Source organism: Chania multitudinisentens RB-25, from assembly GCF_000520015.2.
Taxonomy (GTDB): domain Bacteria; phylum Pseudomonadota; class Gammaproteobacteria; order Enterobacterales; family Enterobacteriaceae; genus Chania; species Chania multitudinisentens.
Window position 1 is genome coordinate 1,526,013 of the sequence record NZ_CP007044.2, and the last position, 25,713, is coordinate 1,551,725.

Genomic DNA, 25,713 nt, shown 5'->3' on the forward strand with positions numbered 1-25,713 from the left:
AATAAATGGCAATTGATATTACATGCTATACAATATTAGATGTTGGATTATTACAGGAAAAGTTAGATGTGATTAAATCGCGCTATGATTCTGTATTTAATAATTCATATGTAATGTATGATGCTAATGAAATTTTGACTCGCCAACAACTCGAACTAATAGTTGATGTTGTTGAGAAATACCAAAAAGAAACGGATCTGTTAATATCTGAAGAGTTTGGTCTAAAAGATGCAAAGTCATGCTTTATGATCTCGGTTAATGATAAATATTTTTCTGCAATGAACACTTCGGAAATGGCTGAATTGTTACGTAAGGAACTTGGAAAAGAAAATATCATTGTATTGCTTGATAATGAAACTTTAATTTAAAATGTTAGACTTTATCCTCATATAACCTGTGAACGATGTTGGAAGAGCCTGTACATAAATTTATGTACAGGCTGGTTGTCTATACTAAATGAGACTGTAATTTAAATTGTGTAATTGCCTGTTTTTGATATGTTCTTCCTGACAACGGAGACAGGCAAATTATGGACGAAAAGAAACTTAAGGCACTTGCGGCCGAACTGGCTAAAGGCCTTAAAACTGAAGCTGACCTCAATGCATTTTCTCGCATGCTGACCAAGCTCACCGTCGAAACAGCGTTGAATGCTGAACTGACCGAGCACCTCGGCCATGAGAAAAATGCCCCCAAAGCAGGCTCGAATACCCGTAATGGTTACTCGTCCAAAACGCTACTCACTGATGATGGCGAGGTCGAGCTGAATACACCCCGTGACCGCGAAAACACCTTTGAGCCTCAATTAATCAAGAAAAACCAGACGCGTATCACGCAGATGTGTAGTCCCCCCTGAATTTAGTCTTACAGTTTAATGGAGTTCTCTGGTTAAAATGCAACCAATGGAGGCTCATCATGAAGAAAGCGCGTTTCACTGAAACCCAGATCCTGCGGGTACTGAAAGAAGTTGAAGGTGGCCGGCATGTGAAGGATGTTTGCCGCGAAAACGGTGTATCGGAAGCCAGCTACTACAACTGGAAATCCAAATATGGCGGTATGGGATCCTCTGATATCAAACGTATGAAAGAGCTGGAAGAAGAAAATCGGCGGCTAAAACAAATGTATGCATCCCTGAGCTTAGACCATGAAATTCTTAAGGATGTTGTAGCAAAAAAACTTTAACGGTGCCTGAAAAGCGTGAGCTGGTGCGTTACGTCATGAGGGAACATCAGACCAGCGAACGACGCGGGTGCCGAATTATAGGGATGAGTCGAAGCCTGTTGCATTACTGCCCGAACACGGCACGGGATATGCCTGTGATCGAGGCATTACAAAAATTGGCACATCAATATCCGGCCTATGGCTTCGGCCTGATGTTCAATAAGTTACGCCAGGCAGGACGGTCATGGAATGCAAAACGGGTTTACCGACTCTATCGCCTGTTAAAACTCAACCTCAGGCGCAAAGGGAAAAAACGCTTACCTAACCGGCATCCCCAGCCTTTGGCTACTCCACTTAAAATAAACCACTGCTGGTCGGTTGATTTTATGAGTGATGCGTTGCTGGACGGGCGTCGGTTTAGATTATTTAACGTCGTCGATGATTTTAATCGAGAAGCGCTGGCCATAGAAGCTGACTTGAATATACCGGCTCATCGTGTTGTTCGTATACTGGAACGACTCAGTGCAGAAAGAGGTATACGAAGTGATAACGGGCCTGAACTCACAGCAGCAGCGTTAGCCGAATGGGCAGAATGCCACGGAGTGATACTTGATTTTATTCAGCCAGGCAAACCGATGCAGAACGGATTTATCGAGCGATTTAACAAAACGTTGCGAATAGAGATACTTGATATGTATCTGTTCCGAACGCTTTCGGAAGTGCGAGAATTAACAGAAAACTGGCGTACAGAATATAACGAGGAACGCCCGCATAGCTCACTTGGCAATGTGCCCCCCGTTATCTATGCGAGGCAAAAACTGAATGGAGATCCTCATTGGCGGTGGTACTAAAAACTGGAGGGACTACAGCTGAATTAGCCAGAGAACCATCCTTAAAATTGGAGAATAATCTCCTGAAGGTGGTTGTAGAAGGTTGTGCTATTTTGGTTCAGAGCAATATGGTAACAATTGGTCTGCCAGTATGTTGCCGGACGGTTCTCAGGCATGGGTTCAAACCCGAGGTGATAAGGTGATTAATGCAGGGGTTAATAATCCACCAAAAACTTACAGTGCAGAAACGGGATTATCATCCTTAAACCGTGAGGTAGTAAAGATGGAGAATAAAATGCTTACGGTAGAACAAGCGTACAAAGCGATGTTTTATTTTTTAGAGCATCAATATGAACTAACGAAATCAGATGAAATAGGTGGGTTATTAGGCTTTATGGATTGGACGCTCTGGAGTGACTCATCAACTCCTGCTGACCCCGCTATGTGGGAAGATTGGCTTGTGGCTGTCAAGCGAGCACTGTAGCTATCTAACCCCGGAAAGCCGGGGTTATCTTTTAAGCGCTGAAAACGCCTGTTTCCCACCATTGCAACCGAAATACACCGGGCGCAGCGATGACCTCCAGTAGTTCAGCGTTGGTAATGTCGGACTCAATGAGCCAGTCACCGCCGGTAATTACCATGCTAAGGTTTTATTGGCTGTTTATCCAAAAAATATACTTAGCGGTAATATCTCAATCTTGCCCAGAAGCATGATATTGGATCTGTACTCTTTCTTTAATGAAACTCTAATATGTATTATTGGGAACTCTAATCATACCCTATTGAATACATCGGTAATGATTTTTCCCATCAAAAATATCTTGAAATAGATAGGAGTGTAACTTACACTAACATAGTCAATTTAAAATGAATTTTAATTCTACTCTTGGTTAAGAAAAGGTATTAATGTAATGGGTTTTTCTAAAAAAATCTGGTTGTTGTTAGTGAGTATTCCTTTATTGATGATTTCAGGATGCTCAATGCTTGGCATAACAAATTATACACCTCCCTCTGTTAATGCTTCTAATACGGCTAAGTTACGATTAATCGGTGAGGATTATAAAAGAGCTTTTCCAGGTCCTCATTTTACTATTCATCAAGGGGAGGAAAATAAAGGCACTATTGAAGCGAAAGTTATAAAAAACATGCCTGATTTTCCTAAGGCCGCGGGTGAAAGCAAACGTTATGAAGATGCTTATTATGAAATTCCTATTTACTCTGATGTAATGACGAGGGTGGTTTACACATCAACAGGTTGTACAGTATCTGTTAATTTTATTCCAAAGGCTGGTAAATATTATGAGGTTATGGCAAGTTTAAAAGATAAGCTAGGTTACTGTGTATTGTATAAAGCACAATTACAGTATGATGATGAAAATAATCTATACGTACTAGAATCTATAAAATAGTGAGTATTTCCCATGAGAAAAAGCATCAAATTTATTTTATTTTTTATCGTTCTATTAACTACTGGTTGTGTTGGTAATATAGATAGAACAAAGGAAGGAACTATTTCTAAATATAGCGAAAAGCAATTAGTAGAAAGTCTTGTTGTTGGAAAGTCAACTAAGCGTGATGTATTGTTGTATTTAGGGCGGCCAAGTATACCTGAGGATTATAATGGTTCGAATAGCTGGTATTATTTTTCAGAAAAGACCGATCGTCGTCTATACGGGGTTGTTTTCTTAAATCTTGATGAGAAAATATCCTTATCTCTAGATTTTGATGACAATAAAATTCTCAAAAAAATTAGTTATAAAAAACAATAATTAGATATTTATTTATCATGCTGGAAATACCTCTTGATTATTGGCGATCTCCTGGGAGGCAATGCCATTGATTAAGGGGTTTTATATCGTTTGGAATATTTATCCGATGTGTATAGCACTGTTCTCTTATAGCATCAGAACCTATAGATAAGTTTGTGTATAGGTTCTAGAAGCAAAGTATGAGTTCCCTTAATTCCTGGGCTTAAAGCAATATGTAGAGGTTGTGCATAGTTTTTTCAACAATTCTCTACCGGGAATATTGGTCAAGCTTAGCCCTGATGGGGATATTGTATATTACAATTCTGCTATGAACATATTTGTAGCAAAAGAGCCGATAACGTTTCTTGGATTATGTTCAAACCTAATTCGGTGGCTCATGGTTATGAAAAAATTTGAGTTATTTAAATGCATAGTAAAAATGAGCTTTATGTCTGTCGAGTTTGTGGAGCTGATCAGTCAGATCCACCTTGGGGTGATGATGGAAAGAATGCGACTTTTAATATATGCGGTTGTTGTGGTGTTGAGTTTGGATATGAGGATGCAACGTTAGCAGGGATAAAACGATATAGAGAGAAGTGGCTTACTAACGGGGCTAAATGGAACAGTATAAAATCTAAACCAGAGAATTGGTTATTAGATGAACAGTTAAAAATGTTCCCAAAGAGTATTTTTAAGTGTTAGATAAAATGCCACGGCCAACTGGCCGGGATTCCTGCATCTAAGCCCTAAATCCTTCCACTTCCCACCGTTGCAACCGAAGTACACCGGGCGCAGCGATGACCTCCAGTTGTTCAGCCCTGGCAGTGCCGGATTCGGTAAGCCAGTCGCCACCGATAATCACCTCGCTCCCGTGTTCAATCGACTCCAAATCTTGCCGCTATTGGCTGGCTATGCACAGTGCGTTGATAGCCTTGCTCGCCATCACATTTTTTCGCTGCCACTGTGTGATCCTCATCACGCACAAATTGTGCGTTCCGTGAAGCTTCGCACAATTCTCTTGAATAAGCCGGCTTCCCACTCTGCCTGCCTCCCACGCCCAGGTTTATCACCCAAAGGAAAGGCTTATTCTCAATCACAGGTTTAGGGAGCGGTGTTATCCAGCTCCAGGCTGTTGGCCAGGTGCAAAATCCTGTGTGGATCAAGCAGCAGGTTAAAGGTGTAAGGGTGCTGTGAGCCACGGGTGGCAAACCACTGTTCAAGGTCGGCAACAAATTGGCGCAGAGTCTGTAAAGCGAGCCGGAGCTGTTCGCGTTGCTCTGGCTGTTCACCATATTTGCGTATCCATAGGCGGAGAGCAAAGGCGTGAGTGGCATGGCTGAAAGCGCGGGTATACCAGACCGCTCTTTCCCAGGCGTCAATCAGGTTCTGTTTAAAGGCATCGGTCAGCGCCATAGCGGGTAACTGTTTGCTGACTTGGGTCCATAGATATTCGGCCAGAAAACGGGATTTTTGCTTTTCAAGCGTAATGAGTTGCATCTGCTGTGCCCCTAACGCTTCGTCATCTGCGGGCATCAGCGGCTGGAAAGATTGGGCCCAGTTCGCGCTACGGGTATCCATATGCAGCAATTGCAGCGCTTGTTCGAAATCAGTGGGGAGCTGGCTGTGCCGCTGCAATAGCCGCCCAAGCAAGCTTGAGGTTTTGCACATCCAGTCGTGGCTTGAAAGAAAAATGGCAAACAAGCTGTCGATTTGCTGCTGCGGCAGCGGGCGCAGGCAATGTGCCTCCAGCCACTTGGCAAAGATGTCGCGCGGCTGGGCGAGCGGAGTGCGAATAAGTTGGGAAAGACCGTACAGATTGAGTTCATTCACCGAATCGGTGAGCAGGTTGTTGGGTATCCATTCCCAATTCATGCGGATGGTCACGGCATCGAGTTCATCTCCCACGGCTTGGGTTGCCCAATGTAAGCGTTTTTGCAATTCGTCCAACAGGCAGCAGGGCAGCAAGGTCCAGCCGTATTCAATGCCCCACAGATCGAATTCCAGCCATTTGCGGTAACCGCTTAGGCTGGTCAGGTTAGGGTTGTTGGCGAAACCGGGACGGTAGTCCAACTCTGTGGCTTTCATGGATGCTCGAACATCGTTCGGTAAGCCATCCAGAGCCATTTTTAACTGCTGGCGCGGCCATTCTTTATCCTGATAGTCGCGGAGTGTGAGTTGGCACCCTTGGCGACGCAGGCCCTGGTAGAGGCGCTGTAGCGCCTGCTGCCATTCAGTGGGGTGAACATGGGGCGTAGAGAGCGAGAGCCGCAATCCGCGCACCGCAGGTAGATGGCTCAGAATCTCCGGCAGGGCTTCACCAAAAAAATGGTTCAGGAACGCAGCATCAGGGTGAGGGGTATCGGAGAGAAAGTATTCAGGGAATTTGCGCCGTAAGTCATGGCTATTGGGGGCAGCTTCGCCCTGGAGCCAGAGCTGAATGTGGTTTTCCTCACAGTAGCGGCCAACCCTTTGCAGGTAGTGCAGGGCGTTATTGCGCGCCAGAAGCAGGTGTTCCACCTCTGAGCGGCGGCATAACGGCGAGGGTTTAGCCAGCAATGCCATCAACGTCTGCTGGTGCAGGATCAGCCCATTGAATTGGTATTTTTTAATCAGGCGCACCACCTCAAGAAAACTGCCCCACTGCCAGAAGGTGGGCGAGTTTTCTTCAAGAAACAGCAGCGGTACTTGGCTACTCATTGTGGTCCTTTTACATGCTGGGCAAATAGTGAGCGAGCAAAGTCAGTGGATAGTAGAACGAGGGGGGTGATGAGTCAATCGCCTGCCAGAGAATGAAAAAGAAGGAGAAATACAGATGAAAACCTATGCACTGGTTGGCACCGGTGGGCGTTCGGGAATGTATTTGGAGGCGATTGCGACAAGCTACTCCCAGTCGGCACGTTTGGTGGCGTTATGTGACACCAACCAGACGCGCATGGATTATGCGAACCGCAATCTTGAAAGCTGGGGGCATGGGGCAGTCGCTACCTGGAAAGCCGCTGATTTTGAGCAGATGATTGCCGAGCATCGGCCAGATATCGTCATCGTAACCAGCGTTGATCGCACTCACGATCGCTACATTATTCGTGCAATGGAGTTGGGATGCGACGTCATCACAGAAAAGCCAATGACCGTTGATGCTGAGCGTTGCCTGGCGATTGTTAATGCCGTGGAGCGAACAGGCCGTGATTTACGCGTAACGTTTAACTACCGCTATGCCCCTCATCACAGCAAGCTGCGTGAGCTGATTCTCAATAACACCTTGGGTGAAGTGTTTTCTGTGCACTTTGAATGGTTACTGAATACCCAACATGGCGCGGATTATTTTCGGCGCTGGCACCGCGACAAACGCAACAGCGGCGGGTTACTGGTGCATAAATCCACGCATCATTTCGATTTAGTCAATTTCTGGCTCGGCTCTGTACCTGAATCGGTTTATGCCCAAGGAGATTTGCGCTTTTACGGCAGAGAAAACGCAGAAAACCGTGGCGTCACCGAATTTTATCCGCGCTGCCATCAGCAGGAATATGCCCGTCATGATCCGTTTGCCTTACATATGGAAGATCGGGCGATGCTGAAAAGCCTGTATCTGGAAGCGGAGCATGAAGACGGTTATCTGCGGGATCAGAGCGTATTCAGTGATGGTATCAGCATTGAAGATACCTTGGCGGTGCTGGTGAAATACCGCAATAAAACGTTGTTGACCTATTCCCTGAATGCTTACCAACCCTGGGAAGGATTAAACATCGCTTTTAATGGCAGTAAAGGGCGTTTGGAAATGAAGCTGGTAGAGAACGCCTACGTCAATGGTGGGGGCGAACGCAAGGAAGAGGGTAGCCTGATGGACTGCCAGATTACCTGGTATCCGATGTTTGGCGCGCCGGAGCAGATTGCGGTGGAGTACGGCAAAGGGGGGCACGGCGGCGGTGATGCCTTGATTTTGCAAGAGCTGTTTGGTCAACCAGCCCCTGATCCGCTCAAACGGCGGGCTGATTATCACGATGGGGCAATGTCTATTCTGACCGGGATCTGCGGCAATTTATCCATGCAGCGTAACCGGCCCGTTTTTATTGATGAATTACCGGTCGCCAGAATGTTATTGGCGCGGAAAAATAAGGAGCAGTAATTATGGCAAAGGGCGATATTTATCCACTGGAGTATCATGAATATATTGATGAAAGTACCGGTTCACGGGTCACTCGCCTGACGCCGCCCGATATTATTTGTCATCGTAACTATTTCTATCAGAAGTGTTTTCTCGATAATGGGCAATCACTTATTTTCGCGGCGGAGTTTGATGGGTTCCGCAATTATTACCGGCTTGAACTTGCCACTGGCAAAGCCACTCAATTGACGCAGGGGCCGGGTGATAACACCTTTGGCGGTTTCCTCTCGCCAGACGAATTGTATCTCTATTACGTCAAAGGTGAACGCAATCTGATGCGTGTTGCGTTACAAGATCCTCATTTGACTGAAACCTCGGTTTATCAGGTGGCAGATGAGTGGGTTGGATACGGCACCTGGGTAGCCAATACTGCCTGTACTCAATTGGTGGGGGTGGAAATTCATCGCGACAGTTGGCGGCCAGTCAGTGACTGGACCGTATTCCAGACGTTTTACGAGGAAAACCCGCTGTGCCGGGTAATCCGCATTGATTTGCAGACCGGCCAGAGCACCACGTTATTACAGGAAAATCAGTGGTTGGGTCACCCGATTTATCGCCCTTACGATGATAACACGGTGGCATTTTGCCACGAGGGGCCGCTGGATCGGGTTGATACCCGTATGTGGTTGATGAATGAAGATGGCAGCAATATTCGTAAAGTGAAAGAGCCAGCGCCGGGTGAGAGCTATACCCATGAGTTTTGGGTGCCAGACGGCTCCGCCATGATGTATGTCACCTATGTGAAAGACAGCCCGGTGCGTTATCTATGCCGTGTCGATCCTATCAGCGGCCAAGATGAAAAAATCGTCGAAATGCCGCCCTGTTCCCATGTGATGAGCAATGACAATGGGCGGCTGGCTGTCGGTGATGGCTCAGGGAAACCGATTGATATCGTTGATAATGAAGGCTATGGCGATGTGACAGATCCTTACCTGTATCTCTTTGACCTGAAAAATAAACAAACGCATAAAATTGCCAAACACAGCAGTTCATGGGCGGTATTGGATGGCGATCGCCAGGTGACTCATCCTCATCCATCATTTACTCCCGATGAGAAAAAAGTGCTGTTTTCATCCGATAAAGATGGCAAGCCGGCGTTGTATTTGGCCAGTATTCCTGACGCGGTTCTACGTAGTATTCAATTATAATAAAAGGATTTCGTTATGCTGATAAAATCGGTTACCTTTGCGGCAAAATGCTTATTTGCCACAACATTGTTTACCACTACTCTGTTTTCTACATCAGGTATGGCTTTAGCGAAAGACGTTGAATTACGTTTTTCCTGGTGGGGCGGTAATGCTCGTCATCAGGCAACGTTGGAGGCAATAAAAGCTTTCGAACAGAAATACCCGCATATTAAAGTTAAAGCAGAATATGCGGGCTGGGAAGGGTATTTATCCCGTTTAACCACCCAGATTGCCGGAGGAAAAGAGCCGGATGTAATTCAAACAAATTGGAACTGGCTGCCGATTTTCTCTAAATATGGCACCGGATTCTATGACTTACATCAGGTGGCAAAGACGCTGGATTTAACGCAGTACGATCCGCAGTCGCTAGAGAGCGTTACGGTGAATGGTAAACTGAATGGTATTCCAGTCGCAGCGACCGCGCGCAGTTTTTATTACAATAAAGAAAAATGGCAGGAGATGGGAGTCGCTTACCCGCAAAGTTGGGATGAATTAAAAGCGGCAGGCTTGGCATTTAAGGCTAAGGATGAAAACAGCTACCCATTGGTGCTGGACTATATGGAGTCACTGACGCTGTTACAATCCTATATGGTACAGAAATACAATATTCCTGCGATTGATGAAAAAAATGCGAAATTTAACTATACCCCTCAGCAGTGGGAGGAGTTTTTCCAACTATATAAAGACTTGGTGGATAGTCATGTATTCCCTTCCAAACGCGTACTGACATCATACGGTAATGCCAATACATGGGAAATGAGCCCGTGGATTAACGGTACGTGGGGAGGGGTTTATATGTGGAATACCAATGCCTTGATGTATCAGAATAACCTGGCCGCACCGAAGAATAAATTAGAACTGGGGCCGTTCTTCATGCTGCCAGGGGCGAAAGATGCGGGACTATTCTTTAAACCCACGATGATGTTTAGCATCAGCCGTAACACCAAACACCCGGAAGAATCGGCTTTGCTGATTAACTTCCTGATGAATGAACCTGAAGGGGTAAAAGCCTTGGGGCTGGAGCGTGGTGTGCCATTAAGCCAAACTGCTTATCAACAGCTGCTGCAAAATGGCGTAATTAAAGAGGACAGTATTGTTGTCACAGGTCTGAAATCTTTTATGGCATTACCTCATAATATTCCGACCTCTGCTTATTTTGATTATCCGCAGTTTGTGGCGCTGTATCATGAAACTATCCAGAAAATCGATCAGGGTGATTTATCGGTAAAAGATGCGGCATCCTCTTTTGCGAAAAGTGCCGATCGAATTATGAAAAAAACAATGAAATAAATTAGCATAATTGAGCCACATTAGGGAATTGAACCTCCCCGAGTTATATATTTTTTCGGGGAGGATCTGCTGTGGTTATAGCTATATATTTATCTTATGGAATGACATGATGATAACATTCAGTGCCACACTTACTTGCCAGTATGACGCAATATTTTCCCCGTTCAGTGCCAAACAATTTTATCAGGGCTTGGCATGGCTGAAAAATAGCACTTTTGATGCTGCGGAGTTATGTATTGCCGATTACAACAATGTTGATGTTATCGCTATAGCGCATGCGTTAGCTGAACACGGTTTGGGCTGCACCACCATTGCATCCGGGCAGGCACGTAAACGGGAAGGGCTGTCATTACTGGCAGCAGATGACGCTTTATTACAGCGCACGCGGCAGCGGATATATCAGCATATTGATGCGGCGGCGATATTGGGTTCCTATGTCACTATTGGCTCATTGCGAGCCACAGAAACTGCATTGAGTATCGAGCAATATAAGCATTCACTGGCACAGGGGCTGGCACCTTGTATCGACTATGCGCAAAAATGTGGTGTTACGCTGATTATTGAAGCGTTAAATCGTTATGAGATCAGTCACCTTAATAGTGCCGAAGATATGATGTTATTCCTTGAGTTTATAGGCATGCCGCCCAACGTGGGTATTCTGTGGGATGTATTTCATGCCAATATTGAAGACCAGAGTTTTGCCGCTGCTATTCAACGGATGGGGCCGAGCCTGCATCATGTGCATTTCGCTGATTCCAACCGTGCTTTTCCTGGTTATGGACATCTGGCCTTTGAGGATATTTATCGGCACTTGCAGCAATCCGGTTACCAGGGCGCTATTTCGCTTGAGTGTTTATGCCGCCCTTCTGCCCAAACGGTTATTAAACAGGCGAAACCTTTTATTGAACGGCTGCGCCAGTTGGCGTGCGCTAGCGCTTCCCGTCAGTAAGCGCTAGATAACACCGCCCCCCATCACCAACATCAAGGGCTATACTCAGAAGATGGTCTGATGTTTGTCACGCGTGACCATGAGAAAAACTTCATGCGGATGGAGTGAGCTGATGGGGAAAATAGAATTCGATTTTAATCAGATATCTGATCTACCGGCGTTTTATCAGCAATTTGCCGCTCAGTTTGCGTTAGGGGAAGGGTTTGGCGCCAATCTTGATGCGCTCTGGGATGTGGTGACCGGTGATATCGAGCTGCCGGTTGAGATTGAATTTGCCAATCTCAACGCCCGCCGCAAACGCCGCTTTGGTGCCATTATTCTGCTGTTTGAAGAAGCGGAAGAAGAACTGGAAGGTAACCTGCGGTTCAATATCCGTGAAACAGGTAATTCGGCGCAGCATCACCGGGGATGAACAGCGTCCATCCCCTCTAAATGCCGTTGGCGATCACTGCTGTGCCTCTGCCAGATCGCGCAGGTACTGGAAGATTTGGCGGAACGATTTTGGCGGCTTGTTAGCGGCCTTCTCTTTTTGTGCGTTGCGCACCAGTGCGCGTAACTGTTGGCGATCGGCCTCTGGGTACAGTTCCAGCACGGTGGGGATCGCATCATCACCTTCTGTCACCAGGCGGTCACGCAGAGATTCCAGCTTGTGGAACAGTGAAACCTGCTGATTATGGCGGTTTTTCAACTTATCGAGCGCGGTCTGAATCGGTTCCACGTCACGGGCGCGCAGCATTTTGCCAATCAGCTGGATTTGGCGACGGCGGCCTTCTTTTTTGATCTTTTGCGCCAGCTCAATGGCGATACGCAGGTCTTCATCCAGCGGAATGCGTTCCAGTGCGTTTTTGCCTAGTTCGACCAACTCAGTACCCAAGTCTTTCAGTGCTTCAGCATCACGCTTAATTTCACTTTTACTGACCCAGATAATCTCGTCATCGTCCTCGTTTTCATTCTCAGGGACATCGTCGAGCCAGTCTTCAGGTTGTTTGTTCATCGTCGGCTCCGTTAAAAAAAAGAGGCTAATCCTAACAGGTTGCTGGCATTATGCGAAATTCAACGTATACCCGCCATACTTCAAATTACAGCTGTGTTGACTGCAACTCGAATTATTTAGGGTATAAACTCAAAAATAGATTAGGCTATGTTCTGCTCTGCTGCGGGTGTTCTTTTTGCAGCAATATAGCCTGAAATAAAACCACGCCGCCACGGCACTTTTCTCAACGATTTTCTGATTAATTATGGCCGATTGATGAAAGTAGTCACTCAAGTTGCAGAACAGCGCAAGGCGCTGGAACAAGCCGTTTCACAGGCTTTAGAACTGGCACGAGCTGGTTCAGATGCGGCAGAAGTTGCCGTAACCAAAACTACCGGTATCAGTGTCAGCACCCGTTTTGGCGAGGTGGAAAACGTCGAGTTCAATAGCGATGGGGCATTGGGGATCACCGTTTATTATCAACAGCGTAAAGGCAGTGCCTCTTCAACCGATCTCAGCCCGGATGCCATTTCCCGCACGGTGCAAGCGGCGCTGGATATTGCCCGTTACACTTCACCAGACCCCTATGCTGGCCCGGCGGAAAAAGATCTGCTGGCATTTTCAGCCCCGGATCTCGATCTGTTCCACCCGAGCGAACTGGATGCCGAGCGGGGGATCGAGCTGGCGGCACGGGCCGAACAGGCTGCATTGGCAGCGGATAAACGCATCACCAATACCGAAGGTGGCAGTTTCAACAGTCACTACGGCATCAAGGTGTTTGGCAACAGCCACGGTATGCTGCAAAGCTACTGCTCCAGCCGCCATTCGTTATCCAGCTGCGTGATCGCAGAGCACGAAGGTGATATGGAGCGTGATTACGCCTATACCGTTGGCCGGGCCATGGGCGATATGGCTAACCCCGAATGGGTGGGCCAGGAATGTGCTCGCCGCACGCTGGCACGCCTTTCACCGCGTAAGTTGGCCACCATGAAAGCCCCGGTATTATTTTCAGCCGAAGTGGCGACCGGGCTGTTTGGCCATCTGGTGGGGGCCATCAGCGGCAGCAGCGTTTACCGTAAATCCACTTTCCTGCTGGATTCGCTGGGGAAACAGATCCTACCGGAATGGATGACCATTGAAGAACATCCCCATTTGCTGAAAGGGCTGGCTTCGACACCGTTCGACAGCGAAGGTGTACGTACCGAGCGCCGCGATATCGTTAAGGATGGTGTACTGCAAACCTGGTTGCTGACCAGCTACGCTGCGCGCAAGCTGGGCCTGCACAGCACCGGGCATGCCGGGGGGATTCATAACTGGCGTATCGCCGGGCAGGGTAACGATTTTGCCGCGATGCTCAAGCAGTTGGGTACCGGCCTGGTTGTGACCGAACTGATGGGGCAAGGCGTCAGCGGCATTACCGGTGACTATTCACGCGGTGCCGCCGGTTTCTGGGTGGAAAACGGCGAGATTCAGTATCCGGTCAGTGAGATCACCATTGCCGGTAACCTGAAAGAGATGCTGCGCAGCATTGTCAGCATCGGCAGTGATATCGAAACCCGCAGTAATATTCAATGTGGTTCCATTCTATTGCCGGAAATGAAGATCGCCGGTCAGTAATTCTATCCTTTGGCCGGTGTTCTGCCGGCCATCTTCACCTGTTACTCTGCAACTTTCAGGCTAAGGCTGAAAATATCGACAAATTTTCGGTTTGCACTGCTGTTGTTGTGGTTAATTGACTATTGTTAATGAGCGATTAAGCAAAACCTATGATAGGGATTTCCGGTGGCGGCTGATAACGCCGTAACGTGAAAGACAAAAGTTAAAAACAACAATAGGAAGGTGAGCATGAAAAAGACATGGCGGGTATTGGCAGCTTTGACGCTGCTGAGTGCCAGTTCGATGTTGATGGCGGCCGATCTGGCCGATGATATGGATATCCTGGCAGACAATTACAAGATTGTATTGAAAACCGATTCTGCCGACACCTTTAAACAGAGCCTGCAAAATATGCGTGCTGCGGTGTTGAATGCGCAGCAAGCCACGCCGCCCAAGTTGGAAAATAAAGCGCCCGATAGCGCTGAGATGCAAGATTTCCGGCACGGTATGACTACGCTGATCGGGCAGATCGATCAGTCACTGGCGCTGGCAAACGAGGGCAAGCTGGAAGAGGCGCGCAAAGTAGCGCAGGATTTCAAGCAAACCCGTGATACCAACCACAAGAAGTTCCGCTAACCCGTCATGGCGGGCGGTGCTTTTGCCGCCCGTTTATCCCCGCCGCGTTTCAAGTTAGCTGCATAACTCACCCGAATCACTGACTTGAATATGTGCAGCGGGGTTTATTGAGGCTCGCCCTTGCGGGCCAACGCCCCGCCACTCAACATTCTTCGGGCATTCATTCAGCGGTGATATTCACCCGCTGCTTCAGGCTGGTAAAGCAATTCCAGCACTTCAATCCGTGCTTCTTCGCCGTTCGGCAAGTGCCAATTGATCTGTTTACCCACGTGCATTCCCAGCAGGGCTGCGCCCAGCGGTGCCATTACAGACAGTTGTTCGTTGCTGTCTTTCAGCGAAGCCGGGTACACCAGCGTACGGATATGCTCTTCTGAGGTATGCAAATCACGGAAACGCACACGGCTGTTCATCGTAACGACGTAGGCAGGGATCTGCGATGGTGGCACAATATCGGCGCGATCCAGTTCGGCATTCAGCGCAGTCGCGACGTCGGTGTTGACAAAAGCAGGCTGTGCCAGCAGTGCATCCAGGCGTTCCGCATCCAGCTCATTAATGGTAATGGTTGGTCTGGTCATTCCACTCTCCAGTCAAATCAAAGAGCGCCCTTTCTGCGCTCATAAATTCGGAAAAACAACACAAAGCAACACCCCCGCGCCTTTGGGTACGGGGGTGTAAGAAATATCGACTTGTCCTACTGATAGTAGGCGGTTAAGCGCGGAAAAGAAAGAGATCCCGCTCACGAAGTTTTTTGTCGCGCCAATGGCCGTGGAAAACAGCAGTTCTTCTGCCGGTGGAGCTCATCGAAGCAAAGCCACGTTTTGCGAAATAGATCCCTAACTGCCACTCAATTTCCAGTTTGAACTGGAAAAAAACACGCTACACAGGTAATGCCCTTAAGGTTAGGGTAAAAGCATCCGATAAAGTGAATGTACCCGTCATACTTCAAGCCGCATGTGCGTTGACCGCCTTCCGGCAACTCGAATTATTGAGGGTATAACTCGATGGTGAGTTTGACGATTGACAGATGACTATCCGAATTCAGGGGTGACTGAAAAGTGAATGAAGGAACTGCTGCGGTAAATGAGTTGGAACAGGCGGATATCAGCAAAGCGGCGACGATCACCACGCAAGTGCTGGCAGATATCACGGCAATGTTGAATGCAGAGAATATTTATACCAATGCGGTGCAGCAGCAAATGCTGGAATCACATATTCGCGCCATGGTGTTGCGTTCAATAACCGGCGAGCCTTTGCCGGAAGTGGATAAATCGCTGTTTGATGAGATTTCTGCGGAATCCATGCAAATGGCAGAACGGGTAGTGGAGAAATTCGCCACGCTGCCGATTGAGGAAGCATATTTACTTTCTGTGCATTTTGAAGTGGCGAAAGATAACAACGCATAAATTCAATCAGGAGAAATACCATGAGTCAAATTACCGTCGTGATTGGCGATCGTTTGGGTAAAGGCCAGAAAGTGGGCCAAGGCGTTGAAAATGCTGGTGGAAAAGCGATTGTGATCCCCGGTGTGGCAGCAGATATGAAGTTGGGCGACGTGATGAAAGCGGAAAACGCGCAACTGGGTATCTCTTTTTGCGGCAGCGGCGGCGCAGGCGCCATTACTGCACAAACCAAGCATGGTTATAAAGCCAAATACGGTATGCGCTCGGTTGATGAAGGGATCACGGCCATTAATGAAGGTTACAACGTATTAGGCTTCGGTTTTATGGATAAAGAGGAGTTGGGTCAGCGGCTGGTGGAAGCCTATATCAAAAAATACGGCAACGCGTAATGAAAGAACAATATACCACGTCGGTAAAGGTGGAGGGTAAAGGCGACAGCAAAGCCAAAGCCTTTGCTTCCGCTTTGGCGAATGTGCAGGGCACGATATTAAGATCCACCAATAATGTTCTGCTGCGTATTGAACCGCAGGATGTCAGCGTATTAAAGGCGGAAGAGAAAACCACTAAAGAGAAATTTCTTTTTTTCTTTCTGCCACGTGAAAGAAAAAGTTATGCCGTTTCTCTGGAAATAACCGTGAACGTGACAATCATCAATACCGAAAAGGTGGTTTTTACCACCCAATAAAAACGTTATATCCGCCATCTTTCACGCTGTTGCGTTATTGGTTGTGAGCAGTCATTGCCGGGCAACAGGGTGGAAGCCATGGGGTATAGCATAAAAAGGGGATGTTAATGTTTTTAATCATCTTATTTAAGTCGATTATTATCGGCGGGCTGGTAGGTGTTGGCGTTGGAGCTGGCGCTGCACGTATGTTCCACGCCCCGACAACACAGGGTATGGGGGCTTTTCGCACCTTAGGCGAGCTGAATTCCTGCGAAGGCGATCCGGCTTCTCACTTCTCATTTGGTCTGGGCTTTTTCTTCAACGCCTGGGCGTCTTCCGTGGCGGCCGGTGCCTTCACGCAGGACGTTGATCACCGCATTATCCCCAACTGGGGCGCAGCGGCCTTGATGATCAAGAACCGCAATGTGGCCGAAACGCTGCACGATCCGAAAAAAATGGCGATTGCCTGCGGCATCATCGGCATCTTGGTCGTGACCTTCCTGAACACCACCGCTTCTGCCGTACCTGCGGCGTTGCAGGTAACCGCGATTAAGGTACTGGTGCCAGCGGCCAACCTATTGGTGAACACGGTGATGCCGGTGATCTTCTGGCTGGCGGCTATCGAGGCCGGTAAACGTTCCGGTTTCTGGGGCACCATCTTTGGTGGCCTGGCGCAGCTGATTATGGGCAACGCCGTACCAGGGCTGGTGCTGGGGATCCTGATCGGTAAAGGCGTAGAAGAAAGCGGCTGGAACAAAGTGACCAAGATCATGATGGCGGTGATTGTACTGCTGTTCGTGCTGAGTGGTTTCTTCCGTGGTTTCGATCTGAAATTACTTGAATCCTTTAGCCTTGGTGTTCCTGGCTGGCTGGATGCGATCCATAACACCCTGAGCGGTAAATAAGGAGCTGAATGATGGAAACACAATCTCAAAAAGGCTTCTGGTATGCCGATTGGTCGTTCCCGATTTTTGTTGGTTTGCTCTCGTCCGGCGTGTTCGCCGGGACACACATGTATTACCTGTACGGCATCGGTGCATTCAACGAAGTGGCCTTCGTTTCCATGCTGCGCGCCGGGATGGATACCGGGGTGTATGGTGCAGTGGCTGCGTTTGGGGCCAGCTTTCTGTTTGCCCGTATCATCGAAGGTTCACTGGTGGGGATCCTGGATATTGGCGGGGCGATCCAAACCGGTGTTGGCCTCGGCGTCCCGGCACTGTTACTGGGGGCTGGGATCATCTTCCCGGTGGCCAACTTTGCCGCGTCGCTAGTGACTGGCCTAGTCATTGGCTTGGCGATTGGTTATGTGATTATTCTGGCGCGTAAATTTACCATCAACCAGAGCAATTCCACGTATGGGGCCGATGTGATGATGGGCGCAGGCAACTCCTCCGGGCGTTTCCTGGGGCCGCTCATCATCCTGTCTGCCATGGCCGCGTCGATTCCTATTGGCGTGGGTTCTCTGCTGGGGGCACTGTTGTTCTATATCTGGGGCAAACCGATCACCGGTGGTGCGATCCTGGGGGCAATGATCTTAGGGGCGATTTTCCCGGTGGCGATTGCTTAACGTTGCGATGGGCACGCCTGATGGTGTGCCTGTCCAAAGGAGTAGCGAAGTATGTATGACCTAATCATCCGGCGCGCCAGACTGGTGGATGGCACCCTGACCGATGTGGCGATTCAAGGAGGAAAGATTGCCGCCGTGGGGCAGTTGGCGGTGGATGCCGGTGCGCACAGGCAGCAGGATCTGGCGGGGAATTATTACCTGAGCGCGGGCTGGATCGACTCGCACGTTCACTGCTATCCCTCTTCGCCGATTTATAACGACGAGCCGGATCGGGTTGGCGTTGCCAGCGGCGTAACCTCAGTGGTAGATGCGGGCAGTACCGGCACCGACGACATCGATGAATTCTATGCCCTGACGCGCAGTGCGAAAACCAACGTTTTTGCTTTCCTGAATATCTCCCGCATTGGTCTGCTGCGGCAGAATGAGCTGGCTGATATGGCGGATATCAATAAACAGGCAGTTAAAACCGCCATCGACGGCAAACCGGGTTTTGTCATCGGTATCAAAGCGCGTATGAGCAGCAGCGTGGTGGGCCAGAACGGTACCAAACCGCTGGTGCTGGCAAAAGAAATCCAGCAGGAAAACCATCAACTGCCTTTGATGGTGCATATCGGCAATAACCCGCCAGACCTGGATGAGATTGCCGATCTGCTGACTCAGGGCGATATCATTACCCATTGCTATAACGGTAAACCCAATCGCATTCTGACCCCTGCCGGCACGCTGCGTGAGTCGATCCAACGTGCGCTGAAGCGTGGGGTACTGCTTGATGTGGGCCACGGCACGGCCAGTTTCAGCTTTGAGGTTGCCAGGCAGGCGATTGCGCTGGGCATTTTCCCTCATACCATCAGTTCCGATATCTACTGCCGTAACCGCATGGCCGGCCCGGTCTACAGCCTGGCGACGGTGATGTCCAAATTCTTTACCGTCGGGCTTTCTTTGGCACAGGTTATTGACTGCGTAACAAAAAATGCCGCTGCGGCGCTGCGCCTGACCAGCAAGGGGCGTTTGGAGCCGGGGCTAGATGCCGATCTGACCCTGTTTGATATCCGCCAAGGGCCACAGGTGTTTGCCGATTCCGAAGGGGAGTCGGTTAACGGTGAACAGTTACTGATGCCGTTGGCCGCTGTAGTAGCCGGGGAAGTCCTATTAACCGATGAAGGGAAAGCCGCTCATGTCTTCAATCTATGAAAAATATAACTTAAAACAGGTTATCAATACTTCTGGCCGCATGACCATTCTTGGCGTTTCCACACCACGCCAGGACGTGGTTGATGCCGTGGATTACGGCCTGAATCATTACTTTGAAATCAAGGATCTGGTCAATAAAACCGGGGCCTATATTGCTGGCCTGCTGCAAGTGGAAGATGCAGTGATCGTCTCCTGTGCTTCCGCCGGTATTGCTCAGTCGGTAGCGGCGGTGATCGTCAAGGATAATGCCAATCTGCTGGTCAATCTGCATTCGGCACCCGTGAATGAACCGCGTGAGATCGTATTACCGCGCGGCCATAACGTTAACTTTGGGGCGCCCGTTGACACCATGATTGCTCTCGGCGGCGGCAAGGTGGTGGAAGCCGGTTATGCCAATGAATGTTCCCCTGAACAGATCGAAGCCTGCATCACGCCGCAGACGGCGGCCATTCTGTACGTCAAATCCCATCACTGCGTACAGAAAAGCATTCTTTCCGTTGAGCAGGCGGCCAAGGTGGCGCGCAAGCATCAACTGCCGCTGATCGTCGATGCCGCAGCCGAAGAAGACCTGATGTGCTACTACCAGATGGGAGCCGATCTGGTGATTTATAGCGGTGCTAAAGCGATCGAAGGGCCAACCAGCGGGTTGGTGATCGGTAAACAGCAATATGTTGCCTGGGTGAAGCAACAATCCAACGGCATTGGCCGCGCGATGAAGGTGGGTAAAGAAGGCATTCTGGGCCTGACGCAGGCGATTGAAAGCTATCTGCGGCTGGAGAAAACCAGTGGTGCACAGATGGTGGAACGCATGACGCCATTTATCACTCAGCTTAATACCTTGAACGGCGTCAGCGCCAAAACCGTTTGGGACAGCGCAGGGCGCGATATCGCCAGGGCCGAAATTACTTTTGATGAAGCGGTGCTGGGGATGTCGACCGTTGACATCGTACAGCGGCTGAAAACTGGTGACATCGCGATCTATTTCCGTGGCTACAAGGCCAACGAGGGCAAGGTTGAAGTGGATGTCCGCAGCGTCAACGAGCAACAGCTGATGATCGTGTTCACCTGTATTAAAAACCTGTTTACGGAGCAATAAGCATGAGGCTGAAGCCGAATTACTATAAAGACCGCGTATGCCTGAATGTGTTGGCGGGTTCGATAAGCAACGCGCAGGAAATCTATGAGGCGGCACAGGGGCACGTGTTAGTAGGGGTGCTATCCAAGAATTACCCGGACGTGGACAGCGCGGTAACGGATATGGAGCGCTATGCCCGGCTGATTGAAAACGCGCTTTCCGTTGGGTTGGGGGCGGGCGATCCTAAGCAGTCGGCCATGGTCAGCCAGATCGCCAAGCATGTGCAACCACAGCATGTGAACCAGGTATTTACCGGCGTAGGTGCCAGCCGTGCGTTGCTGGGGCAAGATGAAACCGTGGTGAATGGTCTGGTATCCCCGACTGGCCGTGTGGGTTGGGTGAAGATCTCAACCGGGCCACTGAGTGCGCTGGCACCGGAGGGGATTGTGCCGGTGGAAACGGCGATTGCCTTGCTGAAAGACATGGGCGGTAGTTCGATCAAGTATTTCCCGATGGGGGGCTTGAAGCACAAAGAAGAATATCAGTATGTGGCACAAGCCTGTGCTGAACATGACTTCCTGCTGGAGCCGACCGGGGGGATCGACTTGGAGAACTATGAGTCGATTCTTGAGATCGCACTGGCCGCGGGTGTAAAGCAGGTCATTCCGCATATTTACAGTTCCATCATTGATTCCGCCAGCGGTAATACTCGTCCACAGGATGTAAAAACCCTACTGGCGATGACTCAAAAGCTGGTGGGCTAAGCCTAGCACACCGGGGAGTGAGTGGGTTGTCAGGGTTAACGTCTCATCGCGGGCACCGTCTATGGTGCCCCTCTATCTGCTAATGAAGGATGACTATGAGAAATAATTTACGAATCAATACGCTATCTCTTTTTATGCTGGCGATGGTCAGCCCGGTGTTGCATGCTGAGGATACAATCAAATCCTCATCGTCTCATTTTGCCTATATTGGTACTTATAACCCGAACGGCGAAGGTGTTTACCGGGTGAAGGTTGATCCCAAAAGCGGTGCGCTGAGTGATAAAACCGTGGTCAGCCACCTGCCGAATCCGGCGCAGCTGGTGGTGGATGCCAAAGGGCAGACGCTGTACATAGCCAGCGAAGTTGCAGACTTTAACGGTACTAAGCACGGTGGCATTGTGGCTTACCGTATCAACCCGCAAGACGGTAGCCTGGCACCGCTTAACGAGGTTGATTCGCAGGGGGCCGGGCCGGTTTACCTTGCGCTGACGCCGGATGGGCGCCATTTGTTGGTGGCTAACTACGTCAGCGGTAGCGTGGCGGCATTCCCGGTAGAGAGTGATGGTAAGCTGGGGGATGCCAGTTCTGTACAACAGAGTGAAGGGCCAGCGGGGGCGGGTAAACCTGCGGGTGCGGTAGAAGGCAGTTTCGCCATCAGCGATCACAATGGCCCACATGCGCATATGATCGCCAGCGATCCGAGTGGTAAATTTGTTTTTTCCACCGATCTGGGGTTGGATCGTATCTATCAATGGCGTTTTGACAGCCACAGCGGCAAGCTGACACCCAACGATCCACCATGGATTGCTGCTGCTTCCGCCGGAGCTGGGCCGCGCCACTTTGTGTTCCATCCCGACGGTAAAACCCTATTGCTGGTGAATGAAGAGGCTTCCACCTTAACCAGCTACCGTTTCGACAGCCAGAAAGGCACTTTGACACAGCTTCATGATGTTTCAACGTTGCCGGCAGAGTATAAAGGCACGAACTTTGTGGCGGGTTTGGCGCTGAGTGGTGATGGTAAAAACCTGTATGTCGCCAACCGGTTGCATAACAGCATCGCTCAGTTCCGCGTAGGCAGCGAGGGCAGGCTGCAACCGGTAGCAGAGGTTTGGACGCGCGGCGATTATCCACGCACTATCACGCTGGACCCCAGTGGCCGTTACCTGTACGCATTGAACCAGCGTAGCGATAACATCACCCGCTTTAGCGTAGATAAACAAAGCGGTAAGCTCAGCTTTGTTGAGGGCTATACGCCGGTGGGCAGCCCTTCACAAATGGTGTTTATGCCAGCGGCGAAGTAACTTGTTGCCCGCCTGGTGCGGCCAGGCGGGCGCGTTAATAACGGAAAGAGAATGGTACGATTCCCCTACCCACGTTTGGCTTACCTGTTTGATGCTTTGCAGTCTGAGACATTACCTCAGGAAGAACTGGCGAAGCGTTTTGCTGTGTCTACGCGAACCGTGCGTACGGATATCACCGCACTGAACGATATTCTGGAAAAGTACGGTGCGCGTTTTGTGCATAACCGTGGGGCAGGTTATCGGCTGCAAGTGGACGATGCGGCGTTGTTCAGTGCGTTGCAGCAGCAGAAAGAGAGAAAGCAGGCCACCCCGCGCAGTGGGCAAGAGCGGGTGCATTATCTGCTGGTGCGTTTTTTGACCTCAGCTTTTTCCCTGAAGCTGGAAGATTTGGCTGATGAATGGTTTGTCAGCCGCGGTACGCTGCAAAACGATATGCCTGAAGTGCGGGAGCACCTGGCGCGTTACCAGCTAACTATCGAAACCAAACCGCGTTATGGCATGAAGCTGTTTGGTTCGGAAATGGCGATCCGGGCTTGCCTGACCGATCTGCTGTTTCAGTTGCACCTGGCTGACCCGGAAAATCCGCTGCTGAGCAACGAAATCCTGCATCCACCGCAGGTGGTGGTGTTTGGCGGGTTACTGCATCCGTTGCTTTCGCAGTATGCCATCCGGCTGACGGACGAAGGTGAACAATACCTGATTTTTTACTGTGCGGTGGCGCTGCGGCGCATCATTGATGGCTATCCGCTGTCGGATTTTGACGTTGAAGATGGCGACGAAGCGGTACGCAAAGTTTCCAGTTGGTTGGCGGGGGAACTGCGTAAGGCGGCAGGTAAAGAGATCTCGGCGGCGGAGGAAGCCTATTTACGGGTGAATATCGCCGCACGGCGAGTACAGGCCGTGCAACCGACAGAGATTAATGCGGATGATGAAGACGCGCTGGTGGATTACATCCTGTCCTACATCAATACGCACTATAACTACAATTTACAGGGCGACAAGCAGCTGCGCGCCGATTTGCTCACCCATATCAAGACCATGATTACCCGGGTGAAGTACCAGATCACTATCTCAAATCCACTGTTGACCAATATCAAGCAGCACTACCCGATGGCCTATGATGTCACGTTGGCGGCGGTATCAAGCTGGGGCAAATATACCCCCTATACCCTGAGTGAAAATGAAATCGGCTATCTGGTACTGCATATCGGCGTTGGCCTGGAGCGGCATTACAATATCGGTTATGAACGCCATCCGCAGGTGATGCTGGTGTGTGATACCGGCAACTCCACGGTGCGGATGATCCAGGCACAGATTGCACGCAAATATCCACAGCTGGTGATGACGCGCATTGTTTCGCTGCGAGATTATGAAGTTCTCGGCCAGATCGAAGAAGATTTCGTTATTTCCAACGCACGCATCAGTGAGAAAAATAAACCGGTAGTGGTGATGTCACCGTTCCCGACCGAATACCAGCTTGAACAGTTGGGCAAGCTGGTATTGGTGGATCGCACTAAGCCATACATGCTGGAAAAATTCTTCGACGCGAGCCATTTCATGATCGTTAATGAGCCGCTGACGCAGGAGCAACTGTTTAAAAAAGTCTGTACTCAGTTAGAGCAAGAAGGTTATGTGGGCAGTGATTTTTACTCTTCGGTGGTAGAGCGGGAAGCGATAGTGTCCACCTTGCTGGGCGAGGGTATTGCTTTGCCACACTCGCTGGGGTTGCTGGCGAAAAAGACCGTGGTGGTCACCTTGCTGGCCTCACAGGGCATTGCCTGGGGCGAGGGTGAGATCGCCCATGTGATATTCCTGCTGGCAATCAGTAAAAGTGACTACGAAGAAGCAATGGCGATTTACGATCTGTTCGTCACCTTTGTGCGTGAACGTTCGATGAGCCGTTTGCTGGGCAGTAATGACTTTGACAGTTTCAAAGCAGTAGCGCTGGATTGCCTGAGCCGGATCTGAGTTGTCCCTTTTCTGTTTGAAAAGGGGATTGATGATCTATTGCTCTTTTTTCTTACCGAAGATCTTGATCAATGCGCCAACTATCAGGCCGATGGCGATGCCGGTCAAAATCCAGTCGATGATACTCATCTCATACTCCTCCCGCATCTTGCAGGGTAATGGGGGTATTCTATTAGATTGATTATATTATCAATCTATCAAAAATACCTCTGCGATCGTCAGAACCCTCTCTTGGATAGCATAAAAGTTGCAGCATAACGGTTCACCCAGGTTTTCGTTGTACCTGATGCTATTATTAATATGTTAATTAAACGGTGGGAAGAGGATTTAACAATTCATCAAACTTGTGATTTGTTTAACAGGTAAACGCTTGCAGCCTTGCATTCCTGTCGGTTGAATGCTTTTTATAGAGCACTGGCCCGGTATGACTGGGCATAATCCGGAATCAGTTGATTGTTAATTTATTAATAATTGCGAGGGCGGGGATGAATATTCAGATCGAAAGGTTTTCAACGGTGATCGACGCCGTGGCAACTCGCCAATTCTATCCTTGTCTGCTGGCCTATCTGGAGGATTTTTTGGCTTTTGATAATGCCATCGTTTATGCCTTCGAGCAGGGGCAGCAACCGCATTGCCTGATGAAAGCCGAAAAAGAAAACAGCGACGCGGTAAACCAGCTCTACCAGCAAGGTGCTTATCTTGAAGATCCTTTTTACCGGGCTTTGCCCTGCGCTGGGCATGGCAAGGTGTTTACCCTGCGTGAACTGGTGCCATGTGGTTTTTATCAGACCAACTACTACCGCCATTTCTATCGTAAAACCGGCTGGCACGATGAAGCGGGTATGCTGCTGCAATTGACACCGGAGCGTGGTTTGGGGGTGTTTTTCGGTTCCTGTCGGCAAACGGCGGGGAGGCGTTATCCGCGTCTGGCGGATTTACGCGAGGCGTTAACGTTGGTGAAAAGTGTGGTTCGGCTACATAACGAAGTGGTATCGGTTAACCGGCCCCTTTCTACAGCCCCATTGCCAGATAGCGCGACTCAGGCACGTTATGCCCTGACACCGCGTGAGCGTGAAATTGTTGATTTAATCCTCAGTGGTAATGGTTCGCAGCAGATCGCCGAGCGGCTGTTTATCAGCCTGGGCACGGTGAAAAATCACCGTAAAAATATCTACGGTAAGCTGAACATTGGCTCTCAGGCCGAGTTGTTTAGCCTGTTTCTTAGCGCACCGTTGCAGCGCATGGCGTGATGTT

At 49.4% G+C, this 25,713-nt stretch carries 27 protein-coding genes and 1 pseudogene; 25 read left to right on the forward strand and 3 right to left on the reverse strand.

Annotation, left to right across the window (positions count from 1 at the left end; genetic code table 11):
• Nucleotides 1-5 precede the first annotated feature (5 nt).
• From Z042_RS06635 to Z042_RS24835, 7 genes and pseudogenes are all read left to right on the forward strand, one after another.
• Nucleotides 6-368, forward strand: a complete 363-nt coding sequence (locus Z042_RS06635) for a hypothetical protein (RefSeq protein WP_024913291.1) — start codon at nt 6-8, stop codon at nt 366-368.
• A gap of 161 nt (nt 369-529) precedes the next feature.
• Nucleotides 530-844 (forward strand): annotated as a pseudogene (locus Z042_RS06640) (transposase); the annotation flags it as partial.
• Nucleotides 845-912: 68 nt separating this feature from the next.
• A protein-coding gene (locus Z042_RS06650) for an IS3 family transposase (RefSeq protein ID WP_154666890.1) occupies nt 913-2,009 on the forward strand; the annotation gives its coding sequence in 2 pieces (ribosomal slippage) (nt 913-1,162 and nt 1,162-2,009; 1,098 coding nt in all).
• Nucleotides 2,010-2,187: 178 nt separating this feature from the next.
• On the forward strand, nt 2,188-2,472 hold the full coding sequence (locus Z042_RS06655; RefSeq protein WP_236849223.1) for a hypothetical protein: 285 nt from the start codon (nt 2,188-2,190) through the stop codon (nt 2,470-2,472).
• Nucleotides 2,473-2,899: 427 nt separating this feature from the next.
• Nucleotides 2,900-3,397, forward strand: a complete 498-nt coding sequence (locus Z042_RS06660) for a hypothetical protein (protein ID WP_154666891.1) — start codon at nt 2,900-2,902, stop codon at nt 3,395-3,397.
• A 12-nt stretch (nt 3,398-3,409) separates the two neighbouring features.
• Entirely contained in the window at nt 3,410-3,757 is a 348-nt protein-coding gene (gene bamE / locus Z042_RS06665; RefSeq protein WP_024911065.1) for an outer membrane protein assembly factor BamE domain-containing protein, read from the forward strand.
• 405 nt (nt 3,758-4,162) lie between these two features.
• On the forward strand, nt 4,163-4,438 hold the full coding sequence (locus tag Z042_RS24835; protein WP_071882797.1) for a hypothetical protein: 276 nt from the start codon (nt 4,163-4,165) through the stop codon (nt 4,436-4,438).
• Nucleotides 4,439-4,837: 399 nt separating this feature from the next.
• On the opposite strand, the gene Z042_RS06675 is transcribed toward Z042_RS24835, so the two are convergent.
• On the reverse strand, nt 4,838-6,433 hold the full coding sequence (locus Z042_RS06675) for a hypothetical protein (RefSeq protein ID WP_024911067.1): 1,596 nt from the start codon (nt 6,431-6,433) through the stop codon (nt 4,838-4,840).
• 115 nt (nt 6,434-6,548) lie between these two features.
• Between Z042_RS06675 and Z042_RS06680 the strand changes: the two genes are divergently transcribed.
• From Z042_RS06680 to Z042_RS06700, 5 genes are all read left to right on the forward strand, one after another.
• On the forward strand, nt 6,549-7,859 hold the full coding sequence (locus Z042_RS06680) for a Gfo/Idh/MocA family protein (protein ID WP_024911068.1): 1,311 nt from the start codon (nt 6,549-6,551) through the stop codon (nt 7,857-7,859).
• A gap of 2 nt (nt 7,860-7,861) precedes the next feature.
• A complete protein-coding gene (locus Z042_RS06685; RefSeq protein ID WP_024911069.1) occupies nt 7,862-9,046 on the forward strand; it encodes an oligogalacturonate lyase family protein in 1,185 nt (394 codons plus the stop codon).
• 15 nt (nt 9,047-9,061) lie between these two features.
• Nucleotides 9,062-10,375: an ABC transporter substrate-binding protein gene (locus tag Z042_RS06690; RefSeq protein ID WP_024911070.1), complete on the forward strand. Its 1,314-nt coding sequence runs from the start codon at nt 9,062-9,064 to the stop codon at nt 10,373-10,375.
• Nucleotides 10,376-10,481: 106 nt separating this feature from the next.
• On the forward strand, nt 10,482-11,324 hold the full coding sequence (locus Z042_RS06695; protein ID WP_081758415.1) for a sugar phosphate isomerase/epimerase family protein: 843 nt from the start codon (nt 10,482-10,484) through the stop codon (nt 11,322-11,324).
• Nucleotides 11,325-11,436: 112 nt separating this feature from the next.
• Nucleotides 11,437-11,736, forward strand: a complete 300-nt coding sequence (locus tag Z042_RS06700) for a barstar family protein (RefSeq protein WP_024911072.1) — start codon at nt 11,437-11,439, stop codon at nt 11,734-11,736.
• Between the two features lie 33 nt (nt 11,737-11,769).
• Here Z042_RS06700 and yjgA read toward each other — a convergent pair whose 3' ends face one another.
• Entirely contained in the window at nt 11,770-12,318 is a 549-nt protein-coding gene (gene yjgA, locus Z042_RS06705; protein ID WP_024911073.1) for a ribosome biogenesis factor YjgA, read from the reverse strand.
• Nucleotides 12,319-12,573: 255 nt separating this feature from the next.
• Between yjgA and pmbA the strand changes: the two genes are divergently transcribed.
• Nucleotides 12,574-13,914 carry a metalloprotease PmbA gene (gene pmbA / locus Z042_RS06710; protein ID WP_024911074.1) on the forward strand — a complete coding sequence of 447 codons (1,341 nt, stop codon included), beginning with the start codon at nt 12,574-12,576 and terminating at the stop codon, nt 13,912-13,914.
• A gap of 228 nt (nt 13,915-14,142) precedes the next feature.
• Nucleotides 14,143-14,529, forward strand: coding sequence for a cytochrome b562 (cybC, locus tag Z042_RS06715; RefSeq protein ID WP_024911075.1), 387 nt, complete (start codon nt 14,143-14,145; stop codon nt 14,527-14,529).
• 164 nt (nt 14,530-14,693) lie between these two features.
• Here the strand turns inward: cybC and rnk are convergent, their stop codons facing one another.
• Complete coding sequence (rnk, locus tag Z042_RS06720; protein ID WP_024911076.1) at nt 14,694-15,104, reverse strand: nucleoside diphosphate kinase regulator; 411 nt, start codon at nt 15,102-15,104, stop codon at nt 14,694-14,696.
• Between the two features lie 480 nt (nt 15,105-15,584).
• Between rnk and Z042_RS06725 the strand changes: the two genes are divergently transcribed.
• From Z042_RS06725 to Z042_RS06775, 11 genes are all read left to right on the forward strand, one after another.
• A complete protein-coding gene (locus tag Z042_RS06725; RefSeq protein WP_024911077.1) occupies nt 15,585-15,932 on the forward strand; it encodes a glycine dehydrogenase in 348 nt (115 codons plus the stop codon).
• Nucleotides 15,933-15,952: 20 nt separating this feature from the next.
• Nucleotides 15,953-16,318: a glycine-rich SFCGS family protein gene (locus tag Z042_RS06730; protein ID WP_024911078.1), complete on the forward strand. Its 366-nt coding sequence runs from the start codon at nt 15,953-15,955 to the stop codon at nt 16,316-16,318.
• Entirely contained in the window at nt 16,318-16,614 is a 297-nt protein-coding gene (locus tag Z042_RS06735; protein ID WP_024911079.1) for a DUF4312 family protein, read from the forward strand. Before Z042_RS06730 ends, Z042_RS06735 begins: the two co-directional genes overlap by 1 nt.
• Before the next feature lie 107 nt (nt 16,615-16,721).
• The gene (locus Z042_RS06740) at nt 16,722-17,498 is read left to right on the forward strand and encodes a DUF4311 domain-containing protein (protein WP_024911080.1); all 777 of its coding nucleotides are present in this window, start codon (nt 16,722-16,724) and stop codon (nt 17,496-17,498) included.
• Between the two features lie 11 nt (nt 17,499-17,509).
• The gene (locus tag Z042_RS06745) at nt 17,510-18,160 is read left to right on the forward strand and encodes a DUF4310 family protein (protein ID WP_024911081.1); all 651 of its coding nucleotides are present in this window, start codon (nt 17,510-17,512) and stop codon (nt 18,158-18,160) included.
• Nucleotides 18,161-18,211: 51 nt separating this feature from the next.
• Entirely contained in the window at nt 18,212-19,351 is a 1,140-nt protein-coding gene (locus tag Z042_RS06750; RefSeq protein ID WP_024911082.1) for an amidohydrolase/deacetylase family metallohydrolase, read from the forward strand.
• Nucleotides 19,335-20,447, forward strand: a complete 1,113-nt coding sequence (locus Z042_RS06755) for a DgaE family pyridoxal phosphate-dependent ammonia lyase (protein ID WP_037406001.1) — start codon at nt 19,335-19,337, stop codon at nt 20,445-20,447. Before Z042_RS06750 ends, Z042_RS06755 begins: the two co-directional genes overlap by 17 nt.
• Nucleotides 20,448-20,449: 2 nt before the next feature.
• Entirely contained in the window at nt 20,450-21,190 is a 741-nt protein-coding gene (dagF, locus tag Z042_RS06760) for a 2-dehydro-3-deoxy-phosphogluconate aldolase (RefSeq protein ID WP_024911083.1), read from the forward strand.
• Nucleotides 21,191-21,285: 95 nt separating this feature from the next.
• The gene (locus tag Z042_RS06765) at nt 21,286-22,491 is read left to right on the forward strand and encodes a lactonase family protein (RefSeq protein WP_024911084.1); all 1,206 of its coding nucleotides are present in this window, start codon (nt 21,286-21,288) and stop codon (nt 22,489-22,491) included.
• Nucleotides 22,492-22,542: 51 nt separating this feature from the next.
• Complete coding sequence (locus Z042_RS06770; protein WP_024911085.1) at nt 22,543-24,459, forward strand: BglG family transcription antiterminator; 1,917 nt, start codon at nt 22,543-22,545, stop codon at nt 24,457-24,459.
• Between the two features lie 485 nt (nt 24,460-24,944).
• Nucleotides 24,945-25,709 (forward strand): response regulator transcription factor, encoded by a 765-nt coding sequence (locus tag Z042_RS06775; protein WP_024911086.1) that lies wholly within the window; start codon nt 24,945-24,947, stop codon nt 25,707-25,709.
• Nucleotides 25,710-25,713: the final 4 nt, after the last annotated feature.

Bases quoted from the DNA above. Each gene is read 5' to 3' on its own strand.
- Z042_RS06635 (WP_024913291.1), top strand. From the start codon at position 6: ATGGCAATTGATATTACATGCTATACAATATTAGATGTTGGATTATTA.
- Z042_RS06660 (WP_154666891.1), top strand. From the start codon at position 2,900: ATGGGTTTTTCTAAAAAAATCTGGTTGTTGTTAGTGAGTATTCCTTTA.
- bamE (WP_024911065.1), top strand. From the start codon at position 3,410: ATGAGAAAAAGCATCAAATTTATTTTATTTTTTATCGTTCTATTAACT.
- Z042_RS24835 (WP_071882797.1), top strand. From the start codon at position 4,163: ATGCATAGTAAAAATGAGCTTTATGTCTGTCGAGTTTGTGGAGCTGAT.
- Z042_RS06675 (WP_024911067.1), bottom strand. From the start codon at position 6,433: ATGAGTAGCCAAGTACCGCTGCTGTTTCTTGAAGAAAACTCGCCCACC.
- Z042_RS06680 (WP_024911068.1), top strand. From the start codon at position 6,549: ATGAAAACCTATGCACTGGTTGGCACCGGTGGGCGTTCGGGAATGTAT.
- Z042_RS06685 (WP_024911069.1), top strand. From the start codon at position 7,862: ATGGCAAAGGGCGATATTTATCCACTGGAGTATCATGAATATATTGAT.
- Z042_RS06690 (WP_024911070.1), top strand. From the start codon at position 9,062: ATGCTGATAAAATCGGTTACCTTTGCGGCAAAATGCTTATTTGCCACA.
- Z042_RS06695 (WP_081758415.1), top strand. From the start codon at position 10,482: ATGATGATAACATTCAGTGCCACACTTACTTGCCAGTATGACGCAATA.
- Z042_RS06700 (WP_024911072.1), top strand. From the start codon at position 11,437: ATGGGGAAAATAGAATTCGATTTTAATCAGATATCTGATCTACCGGCG.
- yjgA (WP_024911073.1), bottom strand. From the start codon at position 12,318: ATGAACAAACAACCTGAAGACTGGCTCGACGATGTCCCTGAGAATGAA.
- pmbA (WP_024911074.1), top strand. From the start codon at position 12,574: ATGAAAGTAGTCACTCAAGTTGCAGAACAGCGCAAGGCGCTGGAACAA.
- cybC (WP_024911075.1), top strand. From the start codon at position 14,143: ATGAAAAAGACATGGCGGGTATTGGCAGCTTTGACGCTGCTGAGTGCC.
- rnk (WP_024911076.1), bottom strand. From the start codon at position 15,104: ATGACCAGACCAACCATTACCATTAATGAGCTGGATGCGGAACGCCTG.
- Z042_RS06730 (WP_024911078.1), top strand. From the start codon at position 15,953: ATGAGTCAAATTACCGTCGTGATTGGCGATCGTTTGGGTAAAGGCCAG.
- Z042_RS06735 (WP_024911079.1), top strand. From the start codon at position 16,318: ATGAAAGAACAATATACCACGTCGGTAAAGGTGGAGGGTAAAGGCGAC.
- Z042_RS06740 (WP_024911080.1), top strand. From the start codon at position 16,722: ATGTTTTTAATCATCTTATTTAAGTCGATTATTATCGGCGGGCTGGTA.
- Z042_RS06745 (WP_024911081.1), top strand. From the start codon at position 17,510: ATGGAAACACAATCTCAAAAAGGCTTCTGGTATGCCGATTGGTCGTTC.
- Z042_RS06750 (WP_024911082.1), top strand. From the start codon at position 18,212: ATGTATGACCTAATCATCCGGCGCGCCAGACTGGTGGATGGCACCCTG.
- Z042_RS06755 (WP_037406001.1), top strand. From the start codon at position 19,335: ATGTCTTCAATCTATGAAAAATATAACTTAAAACAGGTTATCAATACT.
- dagF (WP_024911083.1), top strand. From the start codon at position 20,450: ATGAGGCTGAAGCCGAATTACTATAAAGACCGCGTATGCCTGAATGTG.
- Z042_RS06765 (WP_024911084.1), top strand. From the start codon at position 21,286: ATGAGAAATAATTTACGAATCAATACGCTATCTCTTTTTATGCTGGCG.
- Z042_RS06770 (WP_024911085.1), top strand. From the start codon at position 22,543: ATGGTACGATTCCCCTACCCACGTTTGGCTTACCTGTTTGATGCTTTG.
- Z042_RS06775 (WP_024911086.1), top strand. From the start codon at position 24,945: ATGAATATTCAGATCGAAAGGTTTTCAACGGTGATCGACGCCGTGGCA.